This window comes from Amycolatopsis thermoflava N1165 (assembly GCF_000473265.1).
GTDB classification, from domain to species: domain Bacteria; phylum Actinomycetota; class Actinomycetes; order Mycobacteriales; family Pseudonocardiaceae; genus Amycolatopsis_E; species Amycolatopsis_E thermoflava.
Map to the genome: position 1 here is coordinate 6,808,724 of NZ_KI421511.1, position 22,514 is coordinate 6,831,237.

General features: G+C 70.0%; 23 protein-coding genes and 2 tRNA genes. 16 read left to right on the top strand and 9 right to left on the bottom strand.

Annotated elements, in window-relative coordinates; genetic code table 11:
- The first annotated feature begins 3 nt into the window (after positions 1-3).
- Positions 4-1,587: a hypothetical protein gene (locus AMYTH_RS0133875; RefSeq protein ID WP_027933952.1), complete on the top strand. Its 1,584-nt coding sequence runs from the start codon at positions 4-6 to the stop codon at positions 1,585-1,587.
- Positions 1,584-1,937 carry a hypothetical protein gene (locus tag AMYTH_RS0133880; RefSeq protein WP_027933953.1) on the top strand — a complete coding sequence of 118 codons (354 nt, stop codon included), beginning with the start codon at positions 1,584-1,586 and terminating at the stop codon, positions 1,935-1,937. The genes AMYTH_RS0133875 and AMYTH_RS0133880 overlap by 4 nt, the downstream gene beginning before the upstream one ends.
- A 5-nt stretch (positions 1,938-1,942) precedes the next feature.
- Here AMYTH_RS0133880 and AMYTH_RS48230 read toward each other — a convergent pair whose 3' ends face one another.
- The 3 genes from AMYTH_RS48230 to AMYTH_RS0133895 all read right to left on the bottom strand — a co-directional run bounded on the left by AMYTH_RS48230 (position 1,943) and on the right by AMYTH_RS0133895 (position 4,918).
- Positions 1,943-3,055 carry an endonuclease domain-containing protein gene (locus AMYTH_RS48230; RefSeq protein ID WP_323807259.1) on the bottom strand — a complete coding sequence of 371 codons (1,113 nt, stop codon included), beginning with the start codon at positions 3,053-3,055 and terminating at the stop codon, positions 1,943-1,945.
- A gap of 144 nt (positions 3,056-3,199) precedes the next feature.
- The gene (locus tag AMYTH_RS46260) at positions 3,200-4,765 is read right to left on the bottom strand and encodes a tyrosine-type recombinase/integrase (RefSeq protein ID WP_051362900.1); all 1,566 of its coding nucleotides are present in this window, start codon (positions 4,763-4,765) and stop codon (positions 3,200-3,202) included.
- 80 nt (positions 4,766-4,845) lie between these two features.
- Positions 4,846-4,918 (bottom strand) — tRNA-Arg (locus tag AMYTH_RS0133895).
- A 267-nt stretch (positions 4,919-5,185) separates the two neighbouring features.
- Between AMYTH_RS0133895 and AMYTH_RS0133900 the strand changes: the two genes are divergently transcribed.
- From AMYTH_RS0133900 to AMYTH_RS49690, 8 genes are all read left to right on the top strand, one after another.
- The gene (locus AMYTH_RS0133900) at positions 5,186-5,839 is read left to right on the top strand and encodes a response regulator (RefSeq protein ID WP_017984995.1); all 654 of its coding nucleotides are present in this window, start codon (positions 5,186-5,188) and stop codon (positions 5,837-5,839) included.
- 41 nt (positions 5,840-5,880) lie between these two features.
- Positions 5,881-6,573, top strand: coding sequence for a response regulator transcription factor (locus tag AMYTH_RS0133905; RefSeq protein WP_020421613.1), 693 nt, complete (start codon positions 5,881-5,883; stop codon positions 6,571-6,573).
- An 8-nt stretch (positions 6,574-6,581) separates the two neighbouring features.
- Positions 6,582-8,000, top strand: coding sequence for a sensor histidine kinase (locus tag AMYTH_RS0133910; RefSeq protein WP_051362901.1), 1,419 nt, complete (start codon positions 6,582-6,584; stop codon positions 7,998-8,000).
- A 64-nt stretch (positions 8,001-8,064) separates the two neighbouring features.
- The gene (locus AMYTH_RS0133915) at positions 8,065-8,862 is read left to right on the top strand and encodes a DeoR/GlpR family DNA-binding transcription regulator (protein WP_037322903.1); all 798 of its coding nucleotides are present in this window, start codon (positions 8,065-8,067) and stop codon (positions 8,860-8,862) included.
- Entirely contained in the window at positions 8,859-9,944 is a 1,086-nt protein-coding gene (galT, locus tag AMYTH_RS0133920; RefSeq protein WP_027933956.1) for a galactose-1-phosphate uridylyltransferase, read from the top strand. Before AMYTH_RS0133915 ends, galT begins: the two co-directional genes overlap by 4 nt.
- 75 nt (positions 9,945-10,019) lie before the next feature.
- Entirely contained in the window at positions 10,020-11,480 is a 1,461-nt protein-coding gene (locus tag AMYTH_RS0133925) for a S1C family serine protease (protein ID WP_027933957.1), read from the top strand.
- Between the two features lie 549 nt (positions 11,481-12,029).
- Positions 12,030-12,530 carry a MogA/MoaB family molybdenum cofactor biosynthesis protein gene (locus tag AMYTH_RS0133930; protein WP_017984989.1) on the top strand — a complete coding sequence of 167 codons (501 nt, stop codon included), beginning with the start codon at positions 12,030-12,032 and terminating at the stop codon, positions 12,528-12,530.
- On the top strand, positions 12,530-12,700 hold the full coding sequence (locus AMYTH_RS49690; protein WP_167344625.1) for a hypothetical protein: 171 nt from the start codon (positions 12,530-12,532) through the stop codon (positions 12,698-12,700). The genes AMYTH_RS0133930 and AMYTH_RS49690 overlap by 1 nt, the downstream gene beginning before the upstream one ends.
- Before the next feature lie 601 nt (positions 12,701-13,301).
- Here the strand turns inward: AMYTH_RS49690 and mscL are convergent.
- The 4 genes from mscL to AMYTH_RS0133955 all read right to left on the bottom strand — a co-directional run bounded on the left by mscL (position 13,302) and on the right by AMYTH_RS0133955 (position 15,375).
- Positions 13,302-13,736 carry a large-conductance mechanosensitive channel protein MscL gene (gene mscL, locus AMYTH_RS0133940; RefSeq protein WP_027933958.1) on the bottom strand — a complete coding sequence of 145 codons (435 nt, stop codon included), beginning with the start codon at positions 13,734-13,736 and terminating at the stop codon, positions 13,302-13,304.
- 25 nt (positions 13,737-13,761) lie between these two features.
- Complete coding sequence (locus tag AMYTH_RS0133945; RefSeq protein ID WP_027933959.1) at positions 13,762-14,238, bottom strand: hypothetical protein; 477 nt, start codon at positions 14,236-14,238, stop codon at positions 13,762-13,764.
- Positions 14,239-14,374: 136 nt separating this feature from the next.
- On the bottom strand, positions 14,375-14,692 hold the full coding sequence (locus AMYTH_RS48235) for an FmdB family zinc ribbon protein (protein WP_084022731.1): 318 nt from the start codon (positions 14,690-14,692) through the stop codon (positions 14,375-14,377).
- 89 nt (positions 14,693-14,781) lie between these two features.
- A complete protein-coding gene (locus tag AMYTH_RS0133955) occupies positions 14,782-15,375 on the bottom strand; it encodes a 5-formyltetrahydrofolate cyclo-ligase (protein WP_027933960.1) in 594 nt (197 codons plus the stop codon).
- Between the two features lie 24 nt (positions 15,376-15,399).
- On the opposite strand from AMYTH_RS0133955, the gene AMYTH_RS0133960 reads away from it, so the two are divergent.
- From AMYTH_RS0133960 to AMYTH_RS0133980, 5 genes are all read left to right on the top strand, one after another.
- Complete coding sequence (locus AMYTH_RS0133960; protein ID WP_027933961.1) at positions 15,400-16,302, top strand: UTP--glucose-1-phosphate uridylyltransferase; 903 nt, start codon at positions 15,400-15,402, stop codon at positions 16,300-16,302.
- Positions 16,302-17,567, top strand: coding sequence for a molybdotransferase-like divisome protein Glp (gene glp / locus AMYTH_RS0133965; protein WP_017984982.1), 1,266 nt, complete (start codon positions 16,302-16,304; stop codon positions 17,565-17,567). The genes AMYTH_RS0133960 and glp overlap by 1 nt, the downstream gene beginning before the upstream one ends.
- A 9-nt stretch (positions 17,568-17,576) precedes the next feature.
- Positions 17,577-18,236, top strand: a complete 660-nt coding sequence (locus AMYTH_RS0133970; protein ID WP_027933962.1) for a GNAT family N-acetyltransferase — start codon at positions 17,577-17,579, stop codon at positions 18,234-18,236.
- 142 nt (positions 18,237-18,378) lie between these two features.
- The gene (gene sepX / locus AMYTH_RS0133975; RefSeq protein WP_027933963.1) at positions 18,379-19,137 is read left to right on the top strand and encodes a divisome protein SepX/GlpR; all 759 of its coding nucleotides are present in this window, start codon (positions 18,379-18,381) and stop codon (positions 19,135-19,137) included.
- 66 nt (positions 19,138-19,203) lie between these two features.
- Positions 19,204-19,276 (top strand) — tRNA-Ala (locus tag AMYTH_RS0133980).
- A gap of 230 nt (positions 19,277-19,506) precedes the next feature.
- Here the strand turns inward: AMYTH_RS0133980 and AMYTH_RS48240 are convergent.
- Both AMYTH_RS48240 and AMYTH_RS0133990 read right to left on the bottom strand, forming a co-directional pair.
- The gene (locus tag AMYTH_RS48240; protein ID WP_027933964.1) at positions 19,507-20,301 is read right to left on the bottom strand and encodes a cupin domain-containing protein; all 795 of its coding nucleotides are present in this window, start codon (positions 20,299-20,301) and stop codon (positions 19,507-19,509) included.
- 9 nt (positions 20,302-20,310) lie between these two features.
- The gene (locus AMYTH_RS0133990; protein ID WP_027933965.1) at positions 20,311-21,423 is read right to left on the bottom strand and encodes an amidohydrolase family protein; all 1,113 of its coding nucleotides are present in this window, start codon (positions 21,421-21,423) and stop codon (positions 20,311-20,313) included.
- A gap of 173 nt (positions 21,424-21,596) precedes the next feature.
- Between AMYTH_RS0133990 and sigJ the strand changes: the two genes are divergently transcribed.
- The gene (gene sigJ / locus AMYTH_RS0133995) at positions 21,597-22,469 is read left to right on the top strand and encodes an RNA polymerase sigma factor SigJ (protein ID WP_027933966.1); all 873 of its coding nucleotides are present in this window, start codon (positions 21,597-21,599) and stop codon (positions 22,467-22,469) included.
- Positions 22,470-22,514: the final 45 nt, after the last annotated feature.

Consider the following 22,514-nt stretch of genomic DNA (forward strand, 5'->3'; position numbering starts at 1 on the left):
GACATGCGGACGGACCCGTGGACCGGCCGTACGGCGTGCGCGCTCCAGAAGGCATTGCGGCTCAGCAATGAGCTGTTCGCCGAACATCTCGGGATCGGGGTCCGCACTGTCGCGTCATGGCACCAAAAGCCTGACCTGACGCCGAAGTCGGAGATGCAACAGCTCCTCGACACGGCGTACGAACGAGCATCGGCAACCGTCCGTGCGCGCTTCGCAGAACTTCTCGGTCAGAGCCCGGCCGTGCCCCCGGCAGATGCGGAAGCGGATGACGACGCCAGGGAGGCTGCCGAGCTGCGGCTAGCTGGCGATCCACACATTGCACGGGCGCTGGAGTGGCTGGACGGTCACGCAGGCTGGGAGGCGGGTACCAGTCGGCGCAAGGTCGCCGCCGCGCTGGCCAACGTCGACGTGCGGGGTCTGCGCGACCGGGGTGCGCGCCGCGGAGGTGTGAGCCAGGCGGATGTCACGCGCGCGCTGCACGACTACTACGGGACCGCCGAGAACGGGTACGGCAGGTACAGCGCGAAGTTCGGTAACGACCAGACCGCCGTGACAACGATCCTGACTCGCGAGGACTGGCTTGACCTCGGCGCTCCTCTGCTGACCAGTGCCGACGGCCTGAAGCTCGATCAAGCGCCGTCCGGCGCAGCCGCGAGCCTGAACGAACAGGCGCTCAACGCCGCCATCCAGAGGCTCGCCGAGACCCTGGAACTCGGGACCAAGCTCGTGAACATGCCGCTCTACCGGCTGAGGACTGCGAGTGCCGGGGAGGGTGGTATTGCCGGGACGGTCGGGGTCGCGCCGTTCGTGCACTACGCACTGACGATGGACCTCCTCGAAGGCGAGTTGCTGGATGCGCTCGCGACCGGTGCTGGTTCTGGCCGTCTTCCACTGCGGGAGCACTACCTACCCAACCTGGACGCGGTAACCCGGCTTGAGGGCCGGCTATGCGCGGGCGGTGTGCTGGCCCTCTGCGCCATCGCGCGTCCGGCCGGTCTGCACGGCGACGCGGACTACCTGATCCTGATCCAGCAGCGATCCGGCAACGTGGTCAACGCGAACCGCCAGCTCGCCGTGATCCCCAAGGGCTTCCACCAGCCAGCTGCCGACCTCCGCGCAGACACGCGGCTCGGCGGCACTCTGCTGCGTGAGATGGAAGAGGAGCTGTTCGGCCGGAACGACGTCGACAACACCCTCGGAGACCAGCGCGTGGCCGATCCCATGCACCCCAGCCGGCAGTCCGAGCCAATGCGGTGGCTCCTGGAACGCCCGCTCGGCGATCGTCTGCGCATGGAATGCACCGGCTTCGGCCTGAACCTGGTGAGCGGCAACTACGAGTATCCCAGCTTGATCGTCATCGAGGACGAGGAGTTTTGGCTCCGCTTCGGCGGCCAGATCGAGGCCAACTGGGAAACGTCGAACCTGCGCCGCTACTCGACGCTCGACACCGATCTCCTGGCCGAGTTGCTGGCCGATGTAGCTTGGAGCAACGAAGGGCTGTTCGCCGTGCTGCAAGGCTTCCGACGCCTCGCCGAGCTCGGTGGACACCGCGTGAAGCTACCGCCCGTGGAATGGGAGTTGATGTGACCGAAGGCTGGCACACCGGCAACGCCGTCGAAGACGGCGCGGACACGCGGGGCTGGATCGTTGGTCACTTCATCGACCCGTCGAAGGGTGTGCGGTCGACCAAGGATGTCGAGGTCAAGTGGGCGACGCACCCCAAGGGTGATAAGCGGCCGGAGTGGACCGCAGACGACCAGCGGACGACGTTGGTGATGCTCATCAGCGGCCGCTTCCGAGTTGAGTCGACGCAAGGGGAAGCCGTCTTCCGCGAGCAAGGCGACTACGCGATGTGGGGTCCTGGGGTTGATCATTCGTGGGAGGCGCTGGAGGAATCAACGGTGCTCACGGTCCGGTGGCCTTCCTCGGCTGGGTAGTCGAATCACGTATCTTGGATGAATCGCTCAATCAGCTTGCAGTCGGATGTGAACGCCTTGATTAACAACTTGTTGTGCTCGGGGTAGATGCAATCCCATCCGTGATTGGTCATGCGGTCAGCTATCCAGATTAAAATGTTTGCGGCAGTTTGCAATCGTTCGTCTTCGATTTGGATGAAGTTGTTTTGTTCAGCTTCGGCGAGGTCGAGACCGAAGGCTGATGTTAAGTTGAGACACGATGTTTGAACGGGGATGTCGCCGTTTAGCATCGCTATTGATCCTGCCTGGCCGAGTGCGACGATGATCCGTCCTGCGAGTTGAATTGGTATGCGGATCTCTCGGCCATTCGAGGCTGGCTTGAGGAACCGATGTGTGGTGTCATAATTGGGCTTTTTGGCGACGGCGGCGACTGCTTCTGAGTAGCTGCTGAACCACTTTTTTGCAACGTAGTCTGCACGAGGCAAGAGGATCAAGTCTGAGACGAACTCTTCCTCGGGTGTTTCTGGTCTGACGTATGTTCGCAGCGTGTAGGCGATATCGTTGACTCCGAGACCTACTGTTGTTGCGACAAATGCACCTATTGTGGTCGAGATTTTGCGTGGATTCAAGCGGTAGAACGGCGGGCACTTACACCTGTCGCCCTTTGTGGCGCCGCAGCGAACACAAGCGGATGAGCAAAAGCCTGAGATTTTGCGCCGGAATTCACCGAGATCTTGACTCCGCCGGCCCAGTCTCGGGTCGTAGTAGTGAATCTTCAAACCCAGGATGTGGGCCGGGGTCTTCTTCCGGTACTTGATCCATAGTGGCCGGTCATCCTCGCCGGTGTTGCAGGTGTGGCAGAGCCAACCTCGTACTAACCCAGTGTCATGATCGTGATCGAGGACTAGGCCCCCGACGTGGCCGCATATTGCGCACCTCTCATCTTGCCACTCTCGCAGTTCCATTTCTAACTGGTTCGGCGTTCTTGTACCGGCGGCGAGCAGTTCGCATAACCCGGCTGGTATTGACCAAGACCAACAAGCTGGATCCAGCTTTTCGTCGGAGGCAATCTTGTGGCGGACGTCTTTCGGCTTCCATAGAGTTACAGTTGTCCGATCAGCGACGCTTAGGTGGACGATGCAACGGCCAGGCTGTTCCTGAGGTGGCCAATGAGCTTGCCAGCCGCTCCATGGTGGGTTCTACATGAGGTGCCGCGTCTGGTCTTTTGGCCGCAATGCACCAGTACCCTCCCCAGGCAATGGGCGACGATATGCGCCGTTGGGTCAACTCGTTCTCTTGGGCTTGAATTCGAGGACGTTGCCTGCTGCTACTTGGCTTGTCGATCCGGCAACGACGGCGCGCTTACCGCGGCTGGCAATGACCAAGCCTGCATCCTTCAGCACCGTGATCGCCCTGTGCGCTGTGCCTACGCTGACGTGGTATCGGCTGGCGAGTTCGGTCACGGGTGGCAACCGATCACCAGTCTTGAGGACCCCGGCTGTGATCGCTCCGCGGAGGTCGGCAGCGATCTTCTGGTAAGGGTTCGCGGTGTCAGGTTCGAGCGTCGAATGAACGTTGCCCTCGACATCGAGAGCGATCGGTGCTTCCGGCATTCGGGCGGCGAACTTGCCAGCCGCCTTCTGGTCCGCCTCGGCCACCCATGCTGAGTACACGCGCAGGGTGGTAGCGCCTCCACCACCGTGCCCGAGGCGGCCGGCGACCGTGCGGACGTCGACACCGGATGCGATCAGCTCGGTAGCCGAGTAGTGGCGTAGCTGGTGCAGGTGCATGTCCCAGCCGAGCTTGTCGCACATGCGCCGGTAGCGCTGGGAGACAGACGACGGCTTCAACCAGGTCGAATGATCGACCGAAGGGGAGAAGACGCGGCCGGTCTTCTGGATGGTCGTACCGACGATCTGGGCCTCTGCCTCGCAGTGCTGACGATAGGCGCGGAGCAGGCCGACTGTCTCCGCGTTCAGGGCGATACGGCGTTGCTGGTGGGTCTTGGTGTCCTTCTCCCACGTCTTCGCGCCGTCCTGCGCGATGCTGCTTCGGATCCAGATCACCGCGTTGTCGAGGTCGAGGCGGTCCCAGCGGAGCGCGCACAGCTCACCGCGGCGCGCGCCGGTGGTCATCGCGAGCCAGACGAACATCCCCCAGCGGAGGTCCTTGAACGCCTCGTTGACGATCGCGGCCGCCTCGTCCGGCGTAGGCGGCTGTGGGTCCGGCGTGGCACCCGCAGGTGTGTCGGCCTGGTCGAGCGGGTTGACCGTGATCCACTTCCAGCGCATCGCGTCCTTGAGCGCGCCGCTCAGGCACCAGTGGATCTTCCGGATCGTGCCATCGGAGAGCGGCTTGCACTTGTGCACTCGGCACTTGTCGGTGCACTCGTGCTCGCCTGCTACCCGGTGCTCGATGAATCTCCGGCCGCCGCAGTGGGTTCGGCACGTTCGGAGGATCTTGTAGAAGGAATCGAAGGTCTCGCCGTCGAGGCGCGATAGGGGCTGCTTGCCCAGCAGCGGCCGGATGTGCGTCCGGATGACGCTCTCGTACCGCTGCCTCGTCGTGGTGTCGACGTGCAGCAGCTCCAGGTACCGGTCCATGAGCTGGTTCACCGTCGCGCTCGTGCGCGGGTTACGGCGCTCGTTGACCTCGTTGACCAGCCGGATGCGGACCTTCTCGGCTTCCTTCTCAGCCTGCGGTCCGGCCGGCACGGTCTCGCGGAGGTAGTGGCGCTTACCGCTCAGCGGGTCGACACCGGCGTAGACCTTCACGCGCAACGCGCCGCTCGGCAGCTTCTCCACCTGGCCTCGCGAGCGCTTCTGAGCACGGCCCCCAGCAGTGGTCATGGTGCGAGGATACGTGGTTCGCACCACAAGCCGCACCACGTGCAAGCGGTTTGATCAGCAAAAACCGCCTCTGAGCTTTGTGCCCCCGGCAGGATTCGAACCTGCGACACCCGCTTTAGGAGAGCGGTGCTCTATCCCCTGAGCTACGAGGGCTGGCTGCCCCAGACTAGCGGGTCCGTTCACCGCTGATGAGCGTGACCTCGGCCTCGCCCCCCGCGAGCGACCATCGACCACCGGCGGAGCGACCACCTGCCAACCGACGGAGCGACCACCGATCACCGACGAAGCGACCACCGATCAACCGACGAAAGGTGCAACCACGCCGGGTGAACAGCGTATCGACGGCAGCGCTACCAGTGGGTAACCTTCCGTGACCGGGACGCGGAAACCCCGCTCCACCGACCGTTCGGAGGGCTTAGGTTGATCAAGCTCATGTTCGCCGACGACGAGGATCTCGTGCGCTCCAGCCTGCGCGGCATGATGGCGGGCGCGCCGGACATCGAGGTGGTCGGTGAGGCGAACGACGGCCGCTCGGCAGTGGAAACCGCCCGGCGCCTGCATCCGGACGTCGTCCTTCTCGACATCAAGATGCGCGCCCCCGACGACGGCATCCGCGCCCTCCGCGCGATCCTCGAGCTGCCCAGCCCGCCCGCCGCCGCGATGCTGACCACCTTCGACATGGACGAGTACGTCAGCCTGGCTCTCCGGCTCGGCGCGAACGGCTTCCTGCTCAAGGACATCGAGCCCGCCGCCCTGCTGCGCGCGGTCCGTGACCTCGCCCGCGGCGGCGCCGTCCTCGACCCGGGCGTCGCCGCGCGGATGGTGCGCGCCCACCGCGAAGGGCAGCGCGCCGCGCAGCCCGCGCGCAAGTTGCTCGCCTCACTGTCCGACCGCGAGCGCGAAGTGGTCGGCCTCATCGGGCAGGGCCTGTCCAACGCCGAGATCGGCGGCAAGCTCCACCTGTCCGAGGCCACCGTCAAGGGCTACGTCTCCGCGGTCCTGTCCAAGATCGGCGCCGCGAACCGCGTGCAGGCCGCCCTGCTCGCCTACCGCGGCGGGCTGCTGGACCAGTGACTTCTTAGGCGGGTCTCAGCACCGTCCGCAACACTGTCTACATGCGCATTCTCGTTGTCGACGACGATCGGGCCGTCCGGGAGTCGCTCCGCCGGTCGCTGGAGTTCAACGGCTACCAGGTGGAGCTCGCCGGCGACGGCGCCCAGGCGCTGGAGCGCGTCATCGCCGACCGGCCGGACGCCATGATCCTCGACGTCATGATGCCCAGACTCGACGGGCTGGAGGTGGCCCGCCGCCTGCGCAGCACCGGCGACGACCTGCCGATCCTCGTGCTCACCGCCCGGGACACGGTCTCCGACCGCGTCTCCGGCCTGGACGCGGGCGCCGACGACTACCTGCCGAAGCCCTTCGCGCTGGAGGAGCTCCTCGCCCGCCTCCGCGCGCTCCTGCGCCGCGCCTCCCGCGAGGCCCAGACACCGCCGGACGCCGAGAAGCTCACCTTCGCCGACCTGACCCTCGACCCGGGCACCCGAGAGGTCCGCCGCGGCGAGCGCGACATCAGCCTCACCCGCACCGAGTTCGCGCTGCTCGAGCTGTTCATGTCCTACCCGAAGCACGTGCTGACCCGCGGCCGCATCCTCGAGGAGGTGTGGGGCTACGACTTCCCGACCTCGGGCAACGCGCTGGAGGTGTACGTCGGCTACCTGCGCCGCAAAACCGAGGCCGGCGGTGAGCCGCGCCTGATCCACACCGTCCGCGGCGTCGGGTACGTCCTCCGGGAAACCCCGCCGTGAGCCATGTCGTGACCGAACCGGTGCCCGTGATCCGCGTCGACAACGGAGGCGGCCACGCCCCCCGGAGGGTGTCGCTGCGGGCGCGCGTCACGCTGCTGGCCGCGGCGTGCGTGGCGGGGGCGCTGGCGCTGGTCTCGCTCGGCGCCTACATCACGGTCTACAACAACCTGTACCAGCAGGTCGACGACGAGCTGATCCAGCAGGCGAACAGCGTGATCAACGACCCGCAGGTCGTGCAGACCGGCGGCTTGCGCATCCCCACCTACATCACGCGGCTGGTCGACGTGCGGTTCGACCTGATCGTCGCCGACGGCTCGTCCGCGTTCGAGTCGGAGCCGTCGATGCGGCCGCCGATCGGGCTGGACGAGCGTGAGGTCGCCAGCGGCCAGAAGCCGTCGTCGATCCGCACCGACCAGAACACCGACTCGCGCGTGCTCGCCGTGCCCTACCGCTACCAGCCGGGTGTGGCGCTCGTGCTGTCGCAGCCACTCGACGCGACCAAACAGACCCTGCGTGAGCTGGCGGTGGTCCTCGCGCTGATCGGCGGCGGCGGGATCGTGGTCGCCGCCCTCGCCGGCACGGCCGTGGCCCGCACCGGGCTGCGGCCGGTGGAGCGGCTGACATCGGCGACCGAGCACATCGCCCGGACCGGCGACCTGCGCCCGATCCCGATCAGCGGCGACGACGAGCTGGCCCGGCTGACGCACAGCTTCAACACGATGCTCGGCGCCGTCGCCGAATCCCAGGACCGGCAGCGGCAGCTCGTCGCCGACGCCGGCCACGAGCTGCGCACGCCGCTGACCTCCTTGCGCACCAACCTGGAGCTGCTGCTGTCCGCCAGCCGCTCCGGGGCGCCGACGCTGTCGGAGAAGGACCGCGCGGAGATCGAGACCGACATCAAGGCGCAGCTGGACGAGCTCACCCAGCTCATCGGCGACCTCGTCGAGCTGGCGCGCCAGGACGAGCCGCGCACCGCGTTCGAACGGGTCGAGATGGTCGAGGTCGTGGAACGCGCGCTCGACCGTGCCCGCCGCCGGGCCGGGGAGATCGAGTTCGACGTCGCGCTCCAGCCGTGGCACGTCATCGGTGACGCCGGCGCCCTCGAGCGAGCGGTGCTGAACCTGCTGGACAACGCGGTCAAGTTCTCGCCGCCGCACTCGCGCGTCGGCGTGCGGATGTACCCGCTCGGCGACGGCACCGCGGTCATCGAGGTGGCCGACTCGGGACCGGGCATCGCCGACGAGGACCTGCCGCGCGTGTTCGACCGCTTCTACCGCTCGTCCGAAGCACGCACCCTGCCCGGATCCGGCCTCGGGCTGGCGATCGTCAAACAGGCCGCCGAACGCCACGGCGGCGCCGCGTACGCCGGCCGCGCGCCGGAGGGCGGCGCCCTGCTGAGCCTGCGTCTGCCCGGGATGCCCGGCTGAACCACGACGTCCTACGTGTGTTGATTCGTGTAGGATTTTGTGTAGTTGGTGGGCGATGGGAGCGATGGTGCTGGCGCGTCAGCGGCAGGCGATGATCCTCGAAGAGGCACGGCGGAACGGCGCGGTGCGCGTGAGTGACCTGGTCAGCAGGCTCGGCGTGTCCGACATGACCATCCGCCGCGACCTGGACGTGCTCGCCGGCCGCGGTCTGGTGGAGAAGGTGTACGGCGGCGCGACCGCCGTGCTCGGCCCCAGCACCGAGGAGCCCGGGTTCGAGGCCAAGTCGGCGCGGCAGCGGGCGCAGAAGGAGGCCATCGCGAGCCGCGCCGCCGAGCTGGTCCAGCCGGGCACCGCGATCGGACTGTCCGCGGGCACCACCACGTGGACGCTGGCCCGCGCGCTGGACGGTGTGCCAGGGCTGACGATCGTCACCAACTCGATCCAGGTCGCCGACGTGCTGCGCGCGTCGTCCGCGCCGGACCGCACGGTCGTGCTCACCGGCGGCGTCCGCACGCCGTCCGACGCGCTGGTCGGTCCCGTCGCCGTGCACAGCCTGCGCCGCCTGCACCTCGACCAGGTGTTCCTCGGGGTGCACGGCATGGCCGAAGGGGCGGGCTTCACCACGCCGAACCTGACCGAGAGCGAGACCGACCGCGCGCTGGTCGAGTCCGGGCGGCGGCTGGTCGTGCTCGCCGACTCGTCCAAGTGGGGCGTCGTCGGCATCTCCACCATCGCCGAGCTGGACGAGGCGCACGTCGTGGTGACCGACGACGGCCTTGGGGAGGCGGCGCGCGCCGTCTTGGCTGAGCATGTGGGTGACCTCGAGGTCGCACCCGTCAACGACGACACGGAGGAAGAGTGAGGCGGACCCTTCGCCACCTTGCCGACGGCAGGGAGATCATCTACTTCGACGAGGGCGACGACACGCCGCCCCGCACGGCGGAGGACACGCGCGACCTGCCGGCGGTGGCCGCCAGTTCGGAAATCCGCCTCGACCCGCTGACCGGCGAGTGGGTCGCGATGGCCGCGCACCGGCAAACCCGCACCTACAAGCCGCCGGCCGACCTGTGCCCGCTGTGCCCGAGCAAGCCGGGCAAGCCGAGCGAGATCCCCGAGGCCGACTACGACGTCGTCGTGTTCGAGAACCGCTTCCCCTCCTTCGAGGAGGGCGCCACCGGCGAGCGGTCCACACTGGACGGTCTGGGTCTCGTGCGGACCGCGCCGGGCAAGGGGCGCTGCGAGGTCGTCTGCTTCACCAGCGACCACAACGGATCCTTCGCGGGGCTGAGCCCGTCCCGCGTGCGCACGGTCGTCGACGCCTGGGCGGACCGGACCGCCGCGCTGTCCCGGATCGACGGGCTGGAGCAGGTCTTTCCGTTCGAGAACCGGGGCGAGGAGATCGGCGTGACGCTGCACCACCCGCACGGCCAGATCTACGGCTACCCGTTCGTCACGCCGAAGACGCGCCGCATGCTCGACGTGGCCCGCGCCTACCAGGAGGAACACGGCCGCCCGGTGCTCGGCGACGTGCTGGCCGCCGAGCGCAAGGCGGGCACGCGCGTGATCGCGGAGGGGCAGTACTGGACGGCGTTCGTCCCGCCCGCGGCGCGATGGCCGGTGCACGTGCAGGTCGTGCCGCACCGCCAGGTGCCCGACATCCCGGCGCTGACCGACGCCGAGCGGGACGACTTCGCCGAGGTCTACCTCGACGTGCTGCGCCGTTGCGACGGGCTGTACAACCGGCCGCTGCCCTACATCGCCGGCTGGCACCAGGCGCCCGTCCGGATCGACCGCGAGCTGGGCTGGCTGCACCTCGAACTGTTCTCGATCCTGCGCGCGCCGGACAAGCTGAAGTACCTGGCCGGGTCCGAGTCGGGCGAGGCGGTGTGGATCAACGACGCCACCCCGGAGCAGATCGCGGAACGTCTCCGCGCGGTGGGCTGAGTCCGGCGGCATACTCATGCGTGACCCTCAGGCTGGGCTCAGCCCGCTCTCAGGACCGACACGCATGGTAGGGACATGACCGAGAACGACCCCAGCGCACCGCACGACGGCGGTGCCCAGCGGGAGCCCGGCGCGCAGCAGTCGCCGGAGGACGCGAAGACGCCACCGCGCGGAACGCCGCTCGGCTCGGGGCCGCAGCAGCAGCCGAGTCCGTGGTCGGCGCAGGGAGCCGCGCAGCAGTCGCACGCCGCCCAGCCGGGGCAGGCCGGGGGGCACGAGCAGGGCGCGTACGCGCAGACCGGGCAGCAGCCAATCGGGCAGGGGGCCGGGCAGCAGCAGACCGCGCAGCCGGGGCAGTCCGCCGGTGGCTATCCGTGGACGCCGCCGGGCGCGCAGCAGCAGTCGCCGTACGCGACCGCGACGATGCCCGCGCCGTCCGTGCCGCAGCAGCGTCGTGGCCCGGGCAAGCTCGTGGCCGGGGTTGCCGTGCTGGCGTTGATCGTCGGTGGCGGAGCGGGTGCCGCCGGGGGGTACCTGACCGCACAGAACAGCGGGAGCGGCGCGTCGTACAACGCGCTCGACCAGCCGGTGCCCGCGCAGCAGACGGCGACCGCGCCGGAGGGCTCGGTGGAGGCGGTGGCGCAGAAGCTGTCGCCGAGCGTGGTGGAGCTGCAGGTGTCCGGCCGGAGCGGGCAGGGTGAGGGCTCCGGGTTCGTGCTGTCCACCGACGGCTACATCCTGACCAACAACCACGTCGTCGAGGTCGCCGCGGAGGGCGGGGCGATCCAGGCGGTGTTCCAGGACGGCACCAAGGCGGACGCGTCGATCGTCGGCCGCGACCCGACGACCGACGTCGCGGTCGTGAAGGTCAACGGCGTGAAGAACCTGACGCCGGTGGCGCTCGGCAACTCGGACGACCTGAACGTCGGCCAGTCGGTGGTGGCGATCGGGTCGCCGTTCGAGCTGGCCGGGACGGTCACGTCGGGCATCGTGAGCGCGCTGCACCGCCCGGTGCGGGCCGGTGGCAGCGAGGGCGACCAGACGACGGTGATGAGCGCGATCCAGACCGACGCGGCGATCAACCCGGGCAACTCGGGTGGTCCGCTGGCGAACCTGTCGGGCCAGGTGATCGGCATCAACTCGGCCATCTACAGCCCGCAGTCGAGCGGAATGGGCCAAACGGAGGCGACGAACGCCGGCATCGGTTTCGCGATCCCGATCAACCAGGCGCGGCGGACGGCGCAGGAGATCATCGACACCGGAAAGGCGACGCAGACGTTCATCGGCGCGAACGTCAGCGACGCGCAGCAGGGTGGCGCCCAGATCGCCGGCGTGCAGTCCGGCAGCCCGGCCGAGCAGGCGGGCCTCAAGCAGGGCGACGTCGTGACGAAGGTCGAAGACCTGGTCATCAACGACGCGGACGGCCTGATCGCGGCCGTGCGAACCCGCGCCCCGGGCGACAAGGTGACCTTCACATTGAGCGACGGCCGCACGGTGCAGGTCACCCTGGGCGGCCAACCGGTGCCGACGAACTGAGTGATCCGTTGCCGCCTGCTGGGGCTGGTGGGATGAGGGGCGCTCGGCGATTCGGGTGGCCGGGCTGAGGAGCTGGACGCTCCGCGCGAGCGGGTTTGGCGAGGTGCTTGGCTGTCCGGCGGCCGGGGCTTGATGGGTTTCGGCTGCTCGGGGCGGCCGGAGGGGATGAACAGGCGCTCGGCCGCACGGGGCGGCCGAGACCACTTGGCCGGCTCTACGGGGTTGAGCCGGTATCCAAGCCGCGTGCGACTGGAAGTTTCCGGTCGCGCGCGGTTTCTCTTTGCGCTTGCCGCGGGATGGGGCGCAGAACTTGGCCGGGCCGGAGCCGCCGTGCGAGGGGCCGCGGCGGCCAGCCGCGGGAAATTGTCTACTTCGGACGGCGGCTTGGTGCGGGGCCTCCCGTGATCCGGCCGTGGGGCCAGGTCGGCGAGGGCCGCTGCCCCGTCGGGGGCGTTCGGGCGAGACGGCGCGCTCGTGCGTGCCCGGCCTACCTCTCAGTAGTGGCGACGTGCTCGTCGAAGGTCGGTAACAACCGGATACCGTGTGCTCATGGAACGCAGTGCACAGCGGCTGGGCCGCGCGCTCGTGGTGATCGTGGACGACCGCGCGGCGCACGGCGAGCATGAGGACACCTCGGGCCCCCTGGTTCAGGAGCTGCTGGAGGAAGCCGGCTTCATCGTGGACGGCGTGGTGCTGGTGCACGCCGACACCGTGGCGATCCGCAACGCGCTCAACACCGCCGTCATCGGTGGTGTGGACCTCGTCATCACCGTCGGCGGCACCGGGGTGTCGCCGCGCGACGTCACCCCGGACGCGACGATCGGCGTGCTCGACCGGCCCATCCCCGGCATCGGCGAGGCCCTGCGCTCCTCCGGGCTCGCCGCCGGCGCGGTCGACGCGGGCATCTCGCGTGGCCTGGTCGGCGTGTCCGGCAGCACGCTGGTGGTCAACCTCGCCGGCTCGCGCGCCGCGGTGCGCGATGGCATGGCGACGTTGTCCTCGCTCGTGCCGTACGTGATCGACCAGCTCTCCGGGCTCGACGAGTCCTGATGCCCGGGGAGGACCGGGAGCACAAGCCTCCCCGCGACCGGCGCAAGCTGGACGAGATCTTCGGGGAGGTTCTCCCGGAAACGACGTCCGACGAACGCGAGCCGGAACGCCCGGCCCGCGACGAGGACGCCTGGTACCGCGAGAACCGGCCGCCCCACCACGGCGGTTAGGCGCGACGGTTCGGCCGACGAGGCGTTGGCCGGCCGAGCAGGCCCCGGCAGCCGACGCCACATCTGGTGGCCGACGCTGTGCCGCCTTGACCGGCTACCGGACGGACCAGGCTGCGGGGCGCGCCGTTTTGAAGCGCCGATGGCTGCCGGGGGCTGTTGTCCCGCGCTCAGGTCCGGCGTTCGGCTGATGCCGGGTGCGGCAGGCGGGTGTCGGCTGGTGGGGTGTGGTTTGTGTCTTGGGTGGGCGATGGCGTGTGGGGCGCCGTTGGCTGCCGGGTGGTCGCTGCGTGGCCGTTGTCCCGTGCCGGGAGCCGGCACTCAACTGGTGCGGAGGTGCGCCGTTTGAGGCTGCCGATGGCTGCCGGAGGTCGCCGCGTGCTGTTGCCCCCGCCGGGGCCGGCTCAGCTGATGCCGAGGTGCGCCCGTGGGTGTGGCATGCATCGGGGTGGGTAGTGCCGCATCGGGTTGTGGTGGCCTGTGGGCCTGGCGCCGGGGCAGTGTGGTGGGCTCGTACTGGCGTTCGGCAGGTGTCCGAGCGTGGCTCAGTGGGCTTGGCTGACTTCCTGCTCCGAGACCGGAGCCCCGGAGCAGGAAGCGGGCTTCAGTCGCGGCTTTCGACGCGGCTGCTGACCTGGCCGTTGGAGCCGCTCTGCTGGCGCAGCAGGTCGCGGATCTCCGTCAGCAACTCGACGTCCGTCGGCTCGGAGGGGCCCTCCTCCTGGCCGCGCTTGCGGCGCTCCTGGATCTTCTTCATCGGCAGGACCAGCAGGAAGTAGACCACCGCGGCCACGATCACGAAGTTGATCGCCGCGTTGATCACGCCGCCGAAGTCGAGGAACGTGGAGTCGTTGTCGCTCAGGACGTTGAACCCCAGGCCCTTCGCGGCGTCCGAACCTCCGATCGCGTTGATCAGCGGCTTGATCAGCCCGTTGGTGAACGCCGTGACGATCGCGGTGAACGCCGTCCCGATGACGACCGCGACCGCCAGCTCGATGACGTTGCCGCGCATCAGGAAGTCTTTGAAGCCCTTCAGCATGTGCACTCCTCTCGTCCGGAAACGGCTAACGGAGGGTAACGGCTACCGGATTCCGGAGTGACATCGCGGCCACCTCCCTGGCCGTCTCCTCGGGCAACGAGAGGACGACGAGCGGCCCGTCCCGCGCGCTCGCGAGGCGTCCGGCCGCGGCGGGCGGGGGCCGCACCGACAGCACGCTCGCCATGCTGGCCAGCACTTTCCTGCCGTCCACGGACTCGTCGAACGTGACCACGTCGACGCGCATGCCGGGGGTCAGCAACTCGGCCACACCGGTGTCCGCGAGGCGGACCGGCACCGCGGCAAGGGCAAGATCACCCGTGAAGGGGACGGGTGCGGAGGGTGGCGGCGGCGCGGCCCGCGGCTCGGCCGCGTCCGGGCGCGCGGCCAGCACGGCCGCGGTGATCAGCAGGCCGGCGGCGACCAGCTTGCGCAGCCGGTGCCAACGGCGGCCGCCGAAGCGGGGCCGGAGCCGGTTCCAACGGGCACGCGGATCGAAGCGCATGGCGAAGCACCCCCAGTCGTCGAGTGCGACGGCGGTGGGCCGTCGACGGAATCGACGCTAGGGGTGCTGACACCCGGCGGAAAAGACGCGGATCTGGCAGCTGTGGATAACTGGGTACTTGTGGATAACTCGGCCGTCAGGAAGCCGCGGCCGCGGTTGTCGTCGTACCGCTCGACGAGGATGACGAAGAGGTGGAGCTGCTCTTGCTCTCGCTGGAGGTGCTCGACGAGCTGGACGAGGAGGAGGTGGACGACTTCGACGAGGAGGACGAAGACGACGAGCGCGAGTCGGTCCGGTAGAAGCCGGAGCCCTTGAAGATCACGCCGACCGCTCCGTAGAGCTTGCGCAGCGGGCCGGTGCACTCCGGGCACTCGGTCAGGCTGGCATCGGAGAACGACTGCACGGCCTCGAAACGGTGGCCGCACTCCTTGCAGGCGTACTGGTACGTGGGCACAGGTGCTCCTTCGCGCATTGGCACTCGATCCGCAAGAGTGCTAACGCAATTGTGCTGGAGACCATTCCCCCAGCGCAAACAAGGGTTGGTCACAGTGGCAGCCGGACGTGCCCGCGGCCGGGGGTGAGCGCCCCGGTCATGAGCACGTCGTGGTCCTCCGCGGGCAGCCGTTCGACCAGCTCAGCGTCTCGGACGACGGCCACCAGGTCGGCGCCGGGCGCGGCGTGCGCGAGGGACCGGTCGTAGAACCCGGCGCCCCGCCCGAGGCGCACGCCGCGGTGGTCGACGGCCATCGCGGGCAGCAGGACCAGCCCGGCGCCGGCCAGCGCGTCCGGGCCGAGTAGCGGACCGGTCGGCTCGAGGATGCGCCGCAGCCGGCCCGCGCGCAGGCTCCCGGTGCCGGTGTACTCGGCCCAGTCCAGCGGCCCTGGCTCGGCGGGAATCGCCGGGAGCAGCACCCGCGCGCCGCGGTCGCGGAGCACGTCGAGCAGGCCGATCGAGCCCGGCTCGGAACCGAACGGGACATAGCAGCACACGGTGTCCGGCAGTGACATCGCGGACACCGCGCGGACCAGCGCGGCGGCCTCGGCGACCCGTCGCTGCACGGTGACGGCCGCGCGGGCGGCGGACAGCTTTGCGCGCCACTCGGCCTTCGTCACCTCGTCATTGCGCTGCGCACCCATGTACGCAGGTTAGGCTTGGCGCCTATGACGGGCGCCTTCGACAACCACTCGTTCCGAACCGCAATCGTCCCGGCCGCGGGCCTGGGCACCCGGTTCCTGCCGACGACGAAAGCGGTTCCCAAGGAGCTGCTCCCGGTGGTGGACACCCCGGGGATCGAGATCGTCGCGAGCGAAGCCGCGCAGGCCGGGGCGAAACGCCTGGTGATCGTCACCTCGCCGGGCAAGGAGTCCGTGGTCAACTACTTCCGGCCGTCGCCCGAGCTGGAGGCCAACCTCGAGCGCAAGGGCAAGTCCGCGCTGCTGGAGAAGGTCCGCCGCGGACCGGAGCTGATCGACGTCGAGGTCGCGATCCAGGAGGAGGCCCTGGGTCTCGGGCACGCGGTGGCCCAGGCCGAGCCGAACCTGACCGACGAGGACGCGGCCGTCGCGGTGCTGCTGCCCGACGACCTGGTGCTGCCGGCCGGCGTGCTCTCGAAGATGGCCGAGGTGCGCGCCAAGCACGGCGGCAGCGTGCTGTGCGCGTTCGACATCCCGAAGGAGCAGATCTCGCCCTACGGCGTGTTCGACGTCACCGACACGGACGACTCCGACGTCAAGCAGGTGCACGGCATGGTCGAGAAGCCGTCGCCGGAGGAAGCGCCGTCCACCTACGCGGCGGCCGGCCGCTACCTCCTCGACCGGGCGATCTTCGACGCCCTGCGTCGCATCGAGCCGGGCGCGGGTGGTGAACTGCAGCTCACCGATGCCGTCGCGCTGCTGATCGAGGAGGGCCACCCCGTGCACATCGTGGTCCACCGGGGCGGGCGGCACGACCTCGGCAACCCGGGCGGCTTCCTCAAGGCCGCCGTCGACTTCGCCCTCGACGACCCGGACTACGGGCCCGAACTGCGCAACTGGCTGACCGAACGACTCGGGACCGATCGCTGATGACCGACCCCACCCCGGAGCCCGACCAGGCCGAGCAGGACCTCCGCTCGGTCGACGAGCAGATCGCCCGTGTCCTGCAGGCCGCGGTGCGCCCGCGACCCGTCCGCGTCGCGATCTCCGAAGCGCAGGGCCTGCTTTGCGCCGAGGAGGTCGTGGCCGAACACGCGCTGCCCGGCTTCGACCAGGCCGCCGTCGACGGTTACGCGGTGCGCAGCGTGGACGTGCGCGCCGACGGCGAGGAGCCCGTCCAGCTCCCGGTGGTGGGGGAGATCCCGGCCGGCTCGCGGCAGCCCCGACGGCTGCAGCCCGGCCAGGCCGTCCGGGTCGCCACCGGGGCGCCGCTGCCGACCCTCGCCGACGCCGTCGTGCCGACCGCCTTCACCGACGGTCACCCGGCCAAGGTGACCATCCACCGTTCGGTGCCGTCCGCGGCCTACGTCCGGCGGACCGGTGAGGATGTGCAGATCGGCGACGTGGCCGTCCGCCAGGGCGACACGATCGGCGCGGCGCAGGTGGGCCTGCTCGCGGCGGTCGGCCGCTCGAAGGTGCTGGTCTACCCGCGGCCGCGGGTGTCGATCGTGTCGGTGGGCGACGAGCTGGTCGACATCGACCGCACCCCGACGACCGGCCAGGTCTACGACGTCAACTCCTACGCCCTCGCGGCCGCCGCGCGCGACGCGGGCGCCGAGGTCAGCCGCGTGGGGATCGTGCCGAGCGACCCGAAACGGCTGCGCGAGGTCGTCGAGGGCAGGCTGCTGATGTCCGAGGTCGTCGTGGTCGCAGGCGGCGCGGGCGGCACCGCGGGCGACGAGGTCCAGGCGGCCCTGTCCGACCTCGGCGAGATCGACATGACCCGCGTCGGCATGCACCCGGGGTCCGCGCAGGGCTTCGGGCGGCTCGGCCCGGACTCGGTGCCGACCTTCCTGATCCCGGCGAACCCGATGAGCGCACTGGTCGTGTTCGAGGTCTTGATCCGCCCGCTGATCCGCGCCGCCCGCGGCACCCGCAACCCGCACCGCCGCACGGTGAGCGCGCGGCTGCTGTCGCCGGTGTCCTCGACCAAGGGCCGGCGCGGCTACCTGCGCGGGCAGCTGCTCCGCGACGAGAGCACCGGCGAGTACCTGGTGCAGCCGCTCGGCACGTCCGGCGCGCACCTGCTCGCGTCGCTGGCCGAAGCGAACTGCCTCGTCAACGTGGACGAGGACCTCACCGAGGTGCCCGCGGGCGAGCAGGTCAAGGTGACCTTCCTGGCACAGCGGGGTTAGAACTGTCCGGTGCAGCCAGCAGCGTATGACCTGGAGTCCCGCCACCCCGGGTGGCCGGCCCGGCTGGGCCCGATCCGGGTGGCGGCCGGTGACGTCGCGGTGCGGCCGATCCGCCTGCGCGACGCGGGCGACTGGAGCCGGATCCGGCTGCGCGACCAGGAGCACCTCGAGCCGTGGGAGCCGACCGGGCCGGGGCCGTGGCGCGACCGGAACAGCTACTGGTCCTGGCCCGCGCAGTGGACGGCGCTGCGGTCGCTGGCCCGGCGCGGCCAGTGCCTGCCGTACACGATCACGCTGGACGGCGAGTTCGCCGGGCAGATCACGGTCGGTAACGTGATCCGGGCCTCACTGCGCTCGGCCTGGGTCGGTTACTGGGTGTCCTCCTCTGTGGTGAAGGGCGGGGTCGCCACGGCGGCCGTCGCGCTCGTCGTGGACCACGCGTTCAGCTCCGCCGGCCTGCACCGCATCGAGGCCACCGTGCGGCCGGAGAACACGCCGAGCATCAAGGTGCTGACCAAGGCGGGGTTCCGGCAGGAAGGCCTGTTCAAGCGGTACCTGGACGTGGCGGGCGACTGGCGGGACCACTACTGCTACGCGATGACGGTCGAGGAGAGCGGACCGGGTCTCGTGGCGCGTCTGGTCGCCGCCGGACGCGCCGAATACCTGTGACCGGGTCCGTTACCTAACCGCGAGTTTTTCACCGGATGGCGTGACCCTTTTTCTGCTTCCGAGCGGCGTGGCTCCGTCCCATCTGTTACTCCTGTGACTAGCGTGACGACATGTAGCAGTGAACGGGGGAGGTGAGAGGGGATTGCCCAGCTCGCTGATCATCGTCGCCTTGGCCGCGGCCTGGCTCGTCGTGCTCGTGCCCATGGTCGCCCGCAAGCGCCAGGCGGTCACGCAGACGGCCGACGCCGAACTGGCCGCCCGCGTGGTCCGAAGTGGCGGCGGCGCAGACGACGCGGAGGAGGAGTTCGCGATGTCCGAAACCACCCAGCAGGTCGCTGAGGCCGACGACCGCGTCGACTACGACGACGTCGAAGAGTACGAAGAGGAGCCGGCGCGCCGGTACGAGCCGGTGTCCGACCGCCGCTACCGGCCTGGCCGCGGCGGGTTCGACCCGGAGGCCGCGGAGATCGCCGCGCGCGCCAAGTACGCGTTCCGCCAGCGGGTCGTCCTCTGCCTGTTCCTGCTCGCGGTCGTCACCGCCGCCGGAGCCGGATTCCTGACCTCGTCGCTGTGGTGGCTGCACGGCGCCATTGACCTCGTCCTGGTGGGTTACCTCGCCTACCTGCGTCGGCAGGTGCGCATCGAAGCCGAGATCCGCCAGCGCCGCTTGGCCCGCCTCGGCTCCCGCCCCGCGGCGCGCCCCGCCCGCCGCGAGCGCCCCGCCGAGGAGCTCGACGTCGCCGAGCCGCCGCGCGAGGTCCCCGGCGTCGAGCGCCGCCCCTCGCCCGCGTCGCGCCTCCGCGGCCGCGCGGTGGTCGTCGACCTCGAAGACGAAGACCCCGCGTTCCACGACCTGGACGACCCGGACCAGCTCCCGTTCCGGCGCGCGGTCGGAGAGTAGACCCCCTCGCCGACCGCCTCCGGGCACTTGCTATGCTTCTGGAGCTTCCTTCGGGAAGTCCAGTAAGGGGCTGTAGCGCAGTTGGTAGCGCGTCTCGTTCGCATCGAGAAGGTCAGGGGTTCGATTCCCCTCAGCTCCACGCATGGGAGGCTCGTGCTCGCGGAGAGCGCGAGCCTTTTGCGTTTCGCGTGTTTTGTGGGGGCGCGGCCCCCACGCCCCGCCCGGGGGCACGCCCCCGGACCCCCGCCGTGGTCCGGTTGTTGAGTCGCGTCCCCTTGGCTTGTGTCACGAGGGGGCGAGTTGTATCCGCGGGGCGCGGATACAACTCGCCCCGGTTGTGTTCTGGACGGGCGGTCGTCCTGAGTGGACTTAGTGGGTGTCGTAGGTTACGTGGTGGGGAGTTGTGTAGCGGTTCAGCGCGGTGGGGTTGAACCGGCCGCCCTTGCTGACCTCCGTGCGGTGTTCGATCAACGCCTCCACCACCAATTCCCAGCCGCCGGGGGTGGAGATCTGCACCACCCGCGGCGGTGGCGCCGAACCCGGCCCGATCGCGTGCGGTGCCCCGTGCGGTAGCAGGACGAACTCGCCCTTTCGCGCCGTGTAAGTCGTGCCGCCGAAGTCGATTTCCAGCGCGCCATCCAAGACGTAGATGCACTCGTCGGCCACATGGTGCGTGTGGCGCGGAATCGGCTGCGCCACCGTGACCTCCAGCAACGAGAACAACCCGCCGGTGTCGGAACTCCGCGCCTTGACGCTGAACGCGGGCGGCAACCGGATCCGGCCGGGCCGCGCCTCGCCCCGCGCCAGCACGTAGCCGCGATCCACCTTGCCCCCGACCCCCGCAGCACCGTGCGAGAGCAGGTGCAACGCGTGCACCGGCGCGCCGGCCGTGCGGATCGCGTGAGGCACACCCCGCGGCGCCATCACGCACATGCCGGCAGTCAGGTGGTGCGTGGTCCGGTCCACATCCACCTCGACCGCGCCGTCGATGACGTACACGAACTCGTCGGCCACCTCCTGCACGCGGCCGGGCAGGTCGACCTCGCCGTTGACCTCCAGCAGCGTGAAGCGGCCCTCAGTGTCCTCGGCCGTGGCCTTGACCGTCGCCCACGGCGGGGTCGGCACCGGCCGGGAGCCGCCGGCGGGAAGCAGGAAGAAACGCATCGCAACCCCTCAGCGGGCCTGGCGGACACCACGCCGCCAGACGTCGACGATCGAACGCGTGGCGGCGATGTCGCGCGTGGGGTCGCCGTCGACCAGCACCAGGTCGGCGCGAAGGCCGGGGGCGATGCGCCCGCGGTCGTCCAGCCCGAAGTGGTGGGCGGGCACGCTGGTCGCCGCGGCCAGCGCCTCCTCCGCGGTCAGTCCCGCCTCGGTCAGCAGTTCCAGCTCGCGGTGCAGGCTTTCCCCGTGCACGGGCGCGAACGGAGTCGCGTCCGTGCCCGCCAGCAGCGGCACGCCGGCCGCCCGCAACGCGCGCGCCACCCGCACCGCGCCCGTCCCGCTGCCCGGAACGGCGTGATCGGCCCCGCCCTGGCCACTGATCACCTCGAAGTACACCAGGGTGCTCACCACGAACACACCCTGCGTCGCGACCCGTGCCGCGAGCTCCGCCGTGCCCGGTCCCGCGTCGACCCAGACGTGCGCCAGCCCGTCCACACCGGCGTCGAGCGCGATCTCGACCTCCGCCGCGGTGATCGCGTGCGCGATCACCGCCAGTCCCGCGTCGTGCGCGGACTCGACGAGCGCCGCCACCACGTCCGGCGCCAGCACCGGCAGGTCGGCGCCGTGCACCGTGCCGTCGTCGACGACCACCTTCAGGTAGTCGGCCCCTTCCGCCTGCCGCGCCGCGACGAACGCCGCCGCCTGGTCTGCCGTCGCGACCGTGTCGAACGGGCCGGCCGCGTCGCCGAGCGTGTCGCCGAGCGCGGTCATCAACTGGCTGGGATGCCCGCCCGGCGCGGTCGCGAGCACACCGGAGCTTCGGATGTCGGCGACGTCGTCGCGCTCGGCGGCCAGCGCCCGCTGCCGGGACAGGTTCGCAGGCAGGCAGAACATGTCCAGCTCGGTCGTCACGCCGAACCGCAGCGCCTGCGCGAGGTTGCCGTCGAAGGTGTGGGTGTGCGCGTCGATCAAGCCGGGCAGCAGGGTCCGCCCGGTCCCGTCCACCAGTACGTCAGCGGGCCCGCCGGGCTCGGCGATCCGGTCGCCGTCGATCAGCACGTCGGCGCGGGCGGTGGTCCGCTCCCCGTCGAACACCCGCACGCCGCGAATCAGGGTTCGCATCGTTGCCTCCTCGCACGGCCGGGTCCGTCCCGGCTCGCGGCAACCAAGTGCGCGGCGGGGCGGCGCAGCGTGACAGGACGAGACGTGGACCACAATCACGGCTGGGGATGTCACGTTCGGGGCGCCGGTACGGCACTGGGACTCGATGTGGACGTACCGGCGAGGAGGGCACCATGACAGACCAGGATTTCGCCACGCGCACGTTCGTCGACCACCGCGAACTGCTGTTCGCGATCGTCTACGACATGCTCGGCAGCGTCGCCGACACCGAGGACGTACTCCAGGAGACCTGGCTCGGGTGGGAGGCCGCCGATCACGGGCGGGTCGGCACCCCGCGCGCCTACCTGGTCCGCATCGCCGTCAACAAGGCCCTCGCCCGCCGGGCCGCGCTCAGCCGCCGCCGCGAGACCTACGTCGGCCAGTGGCTGCCCGAACCGGTGGTCACCGACCTGCCCGATCCCGTGCTGCGCGCCGAATCGTCGTCGATGGCGTTGCTGGTGGTGCTGGAATCGCTCAGCCCAGCCGAACGCGCGGTGTTCGTGCTGCACGACGTGTTCGGCTACCCGCACACCGAGATCGCGGACATCCTCGGCCGCAGCCCCGAAGCCGTGCGGCAGCTGGCCCACCGCGCACGCGAGCACGTCCGCGCTCGCCGACCGCGGTACCGTGTCGACGCCCGCGTGCAGCGGGAGGTCACGGAACGGTTCGTCGAGGCAGCGATGGGCGGTGACCTGGAAGCGCTGCTCCAGGTGCTGGCCCCGGATGTGACACTGTGGACAGACGGTGGCGGCAAGGGAGTGGCCACCAGCCTGCGGCCGGTGCACGGCCGGGACGCGGTCGCGAGCCTGCTGGTCGGCGTCACCGCGAACGCGACCGGGGCCTTCGACATCCGGTACCGCCAGGTGAACGGTGACCCGTCCGCGTTGCTGTTCTCCGGCGACTCGCCGTTCGCCGTGCTGGTCCTCGACCTCACCCCGGCGGGCGACCGGGTGCGCGGCATCTACTCGGTGACCAACCCGGACAAGCTCACCAGGATCCCGCGGTAGGAGGGTGCCCGCCCGCCGTGTCAGCGGGCATGTCAGCGCGGTGAC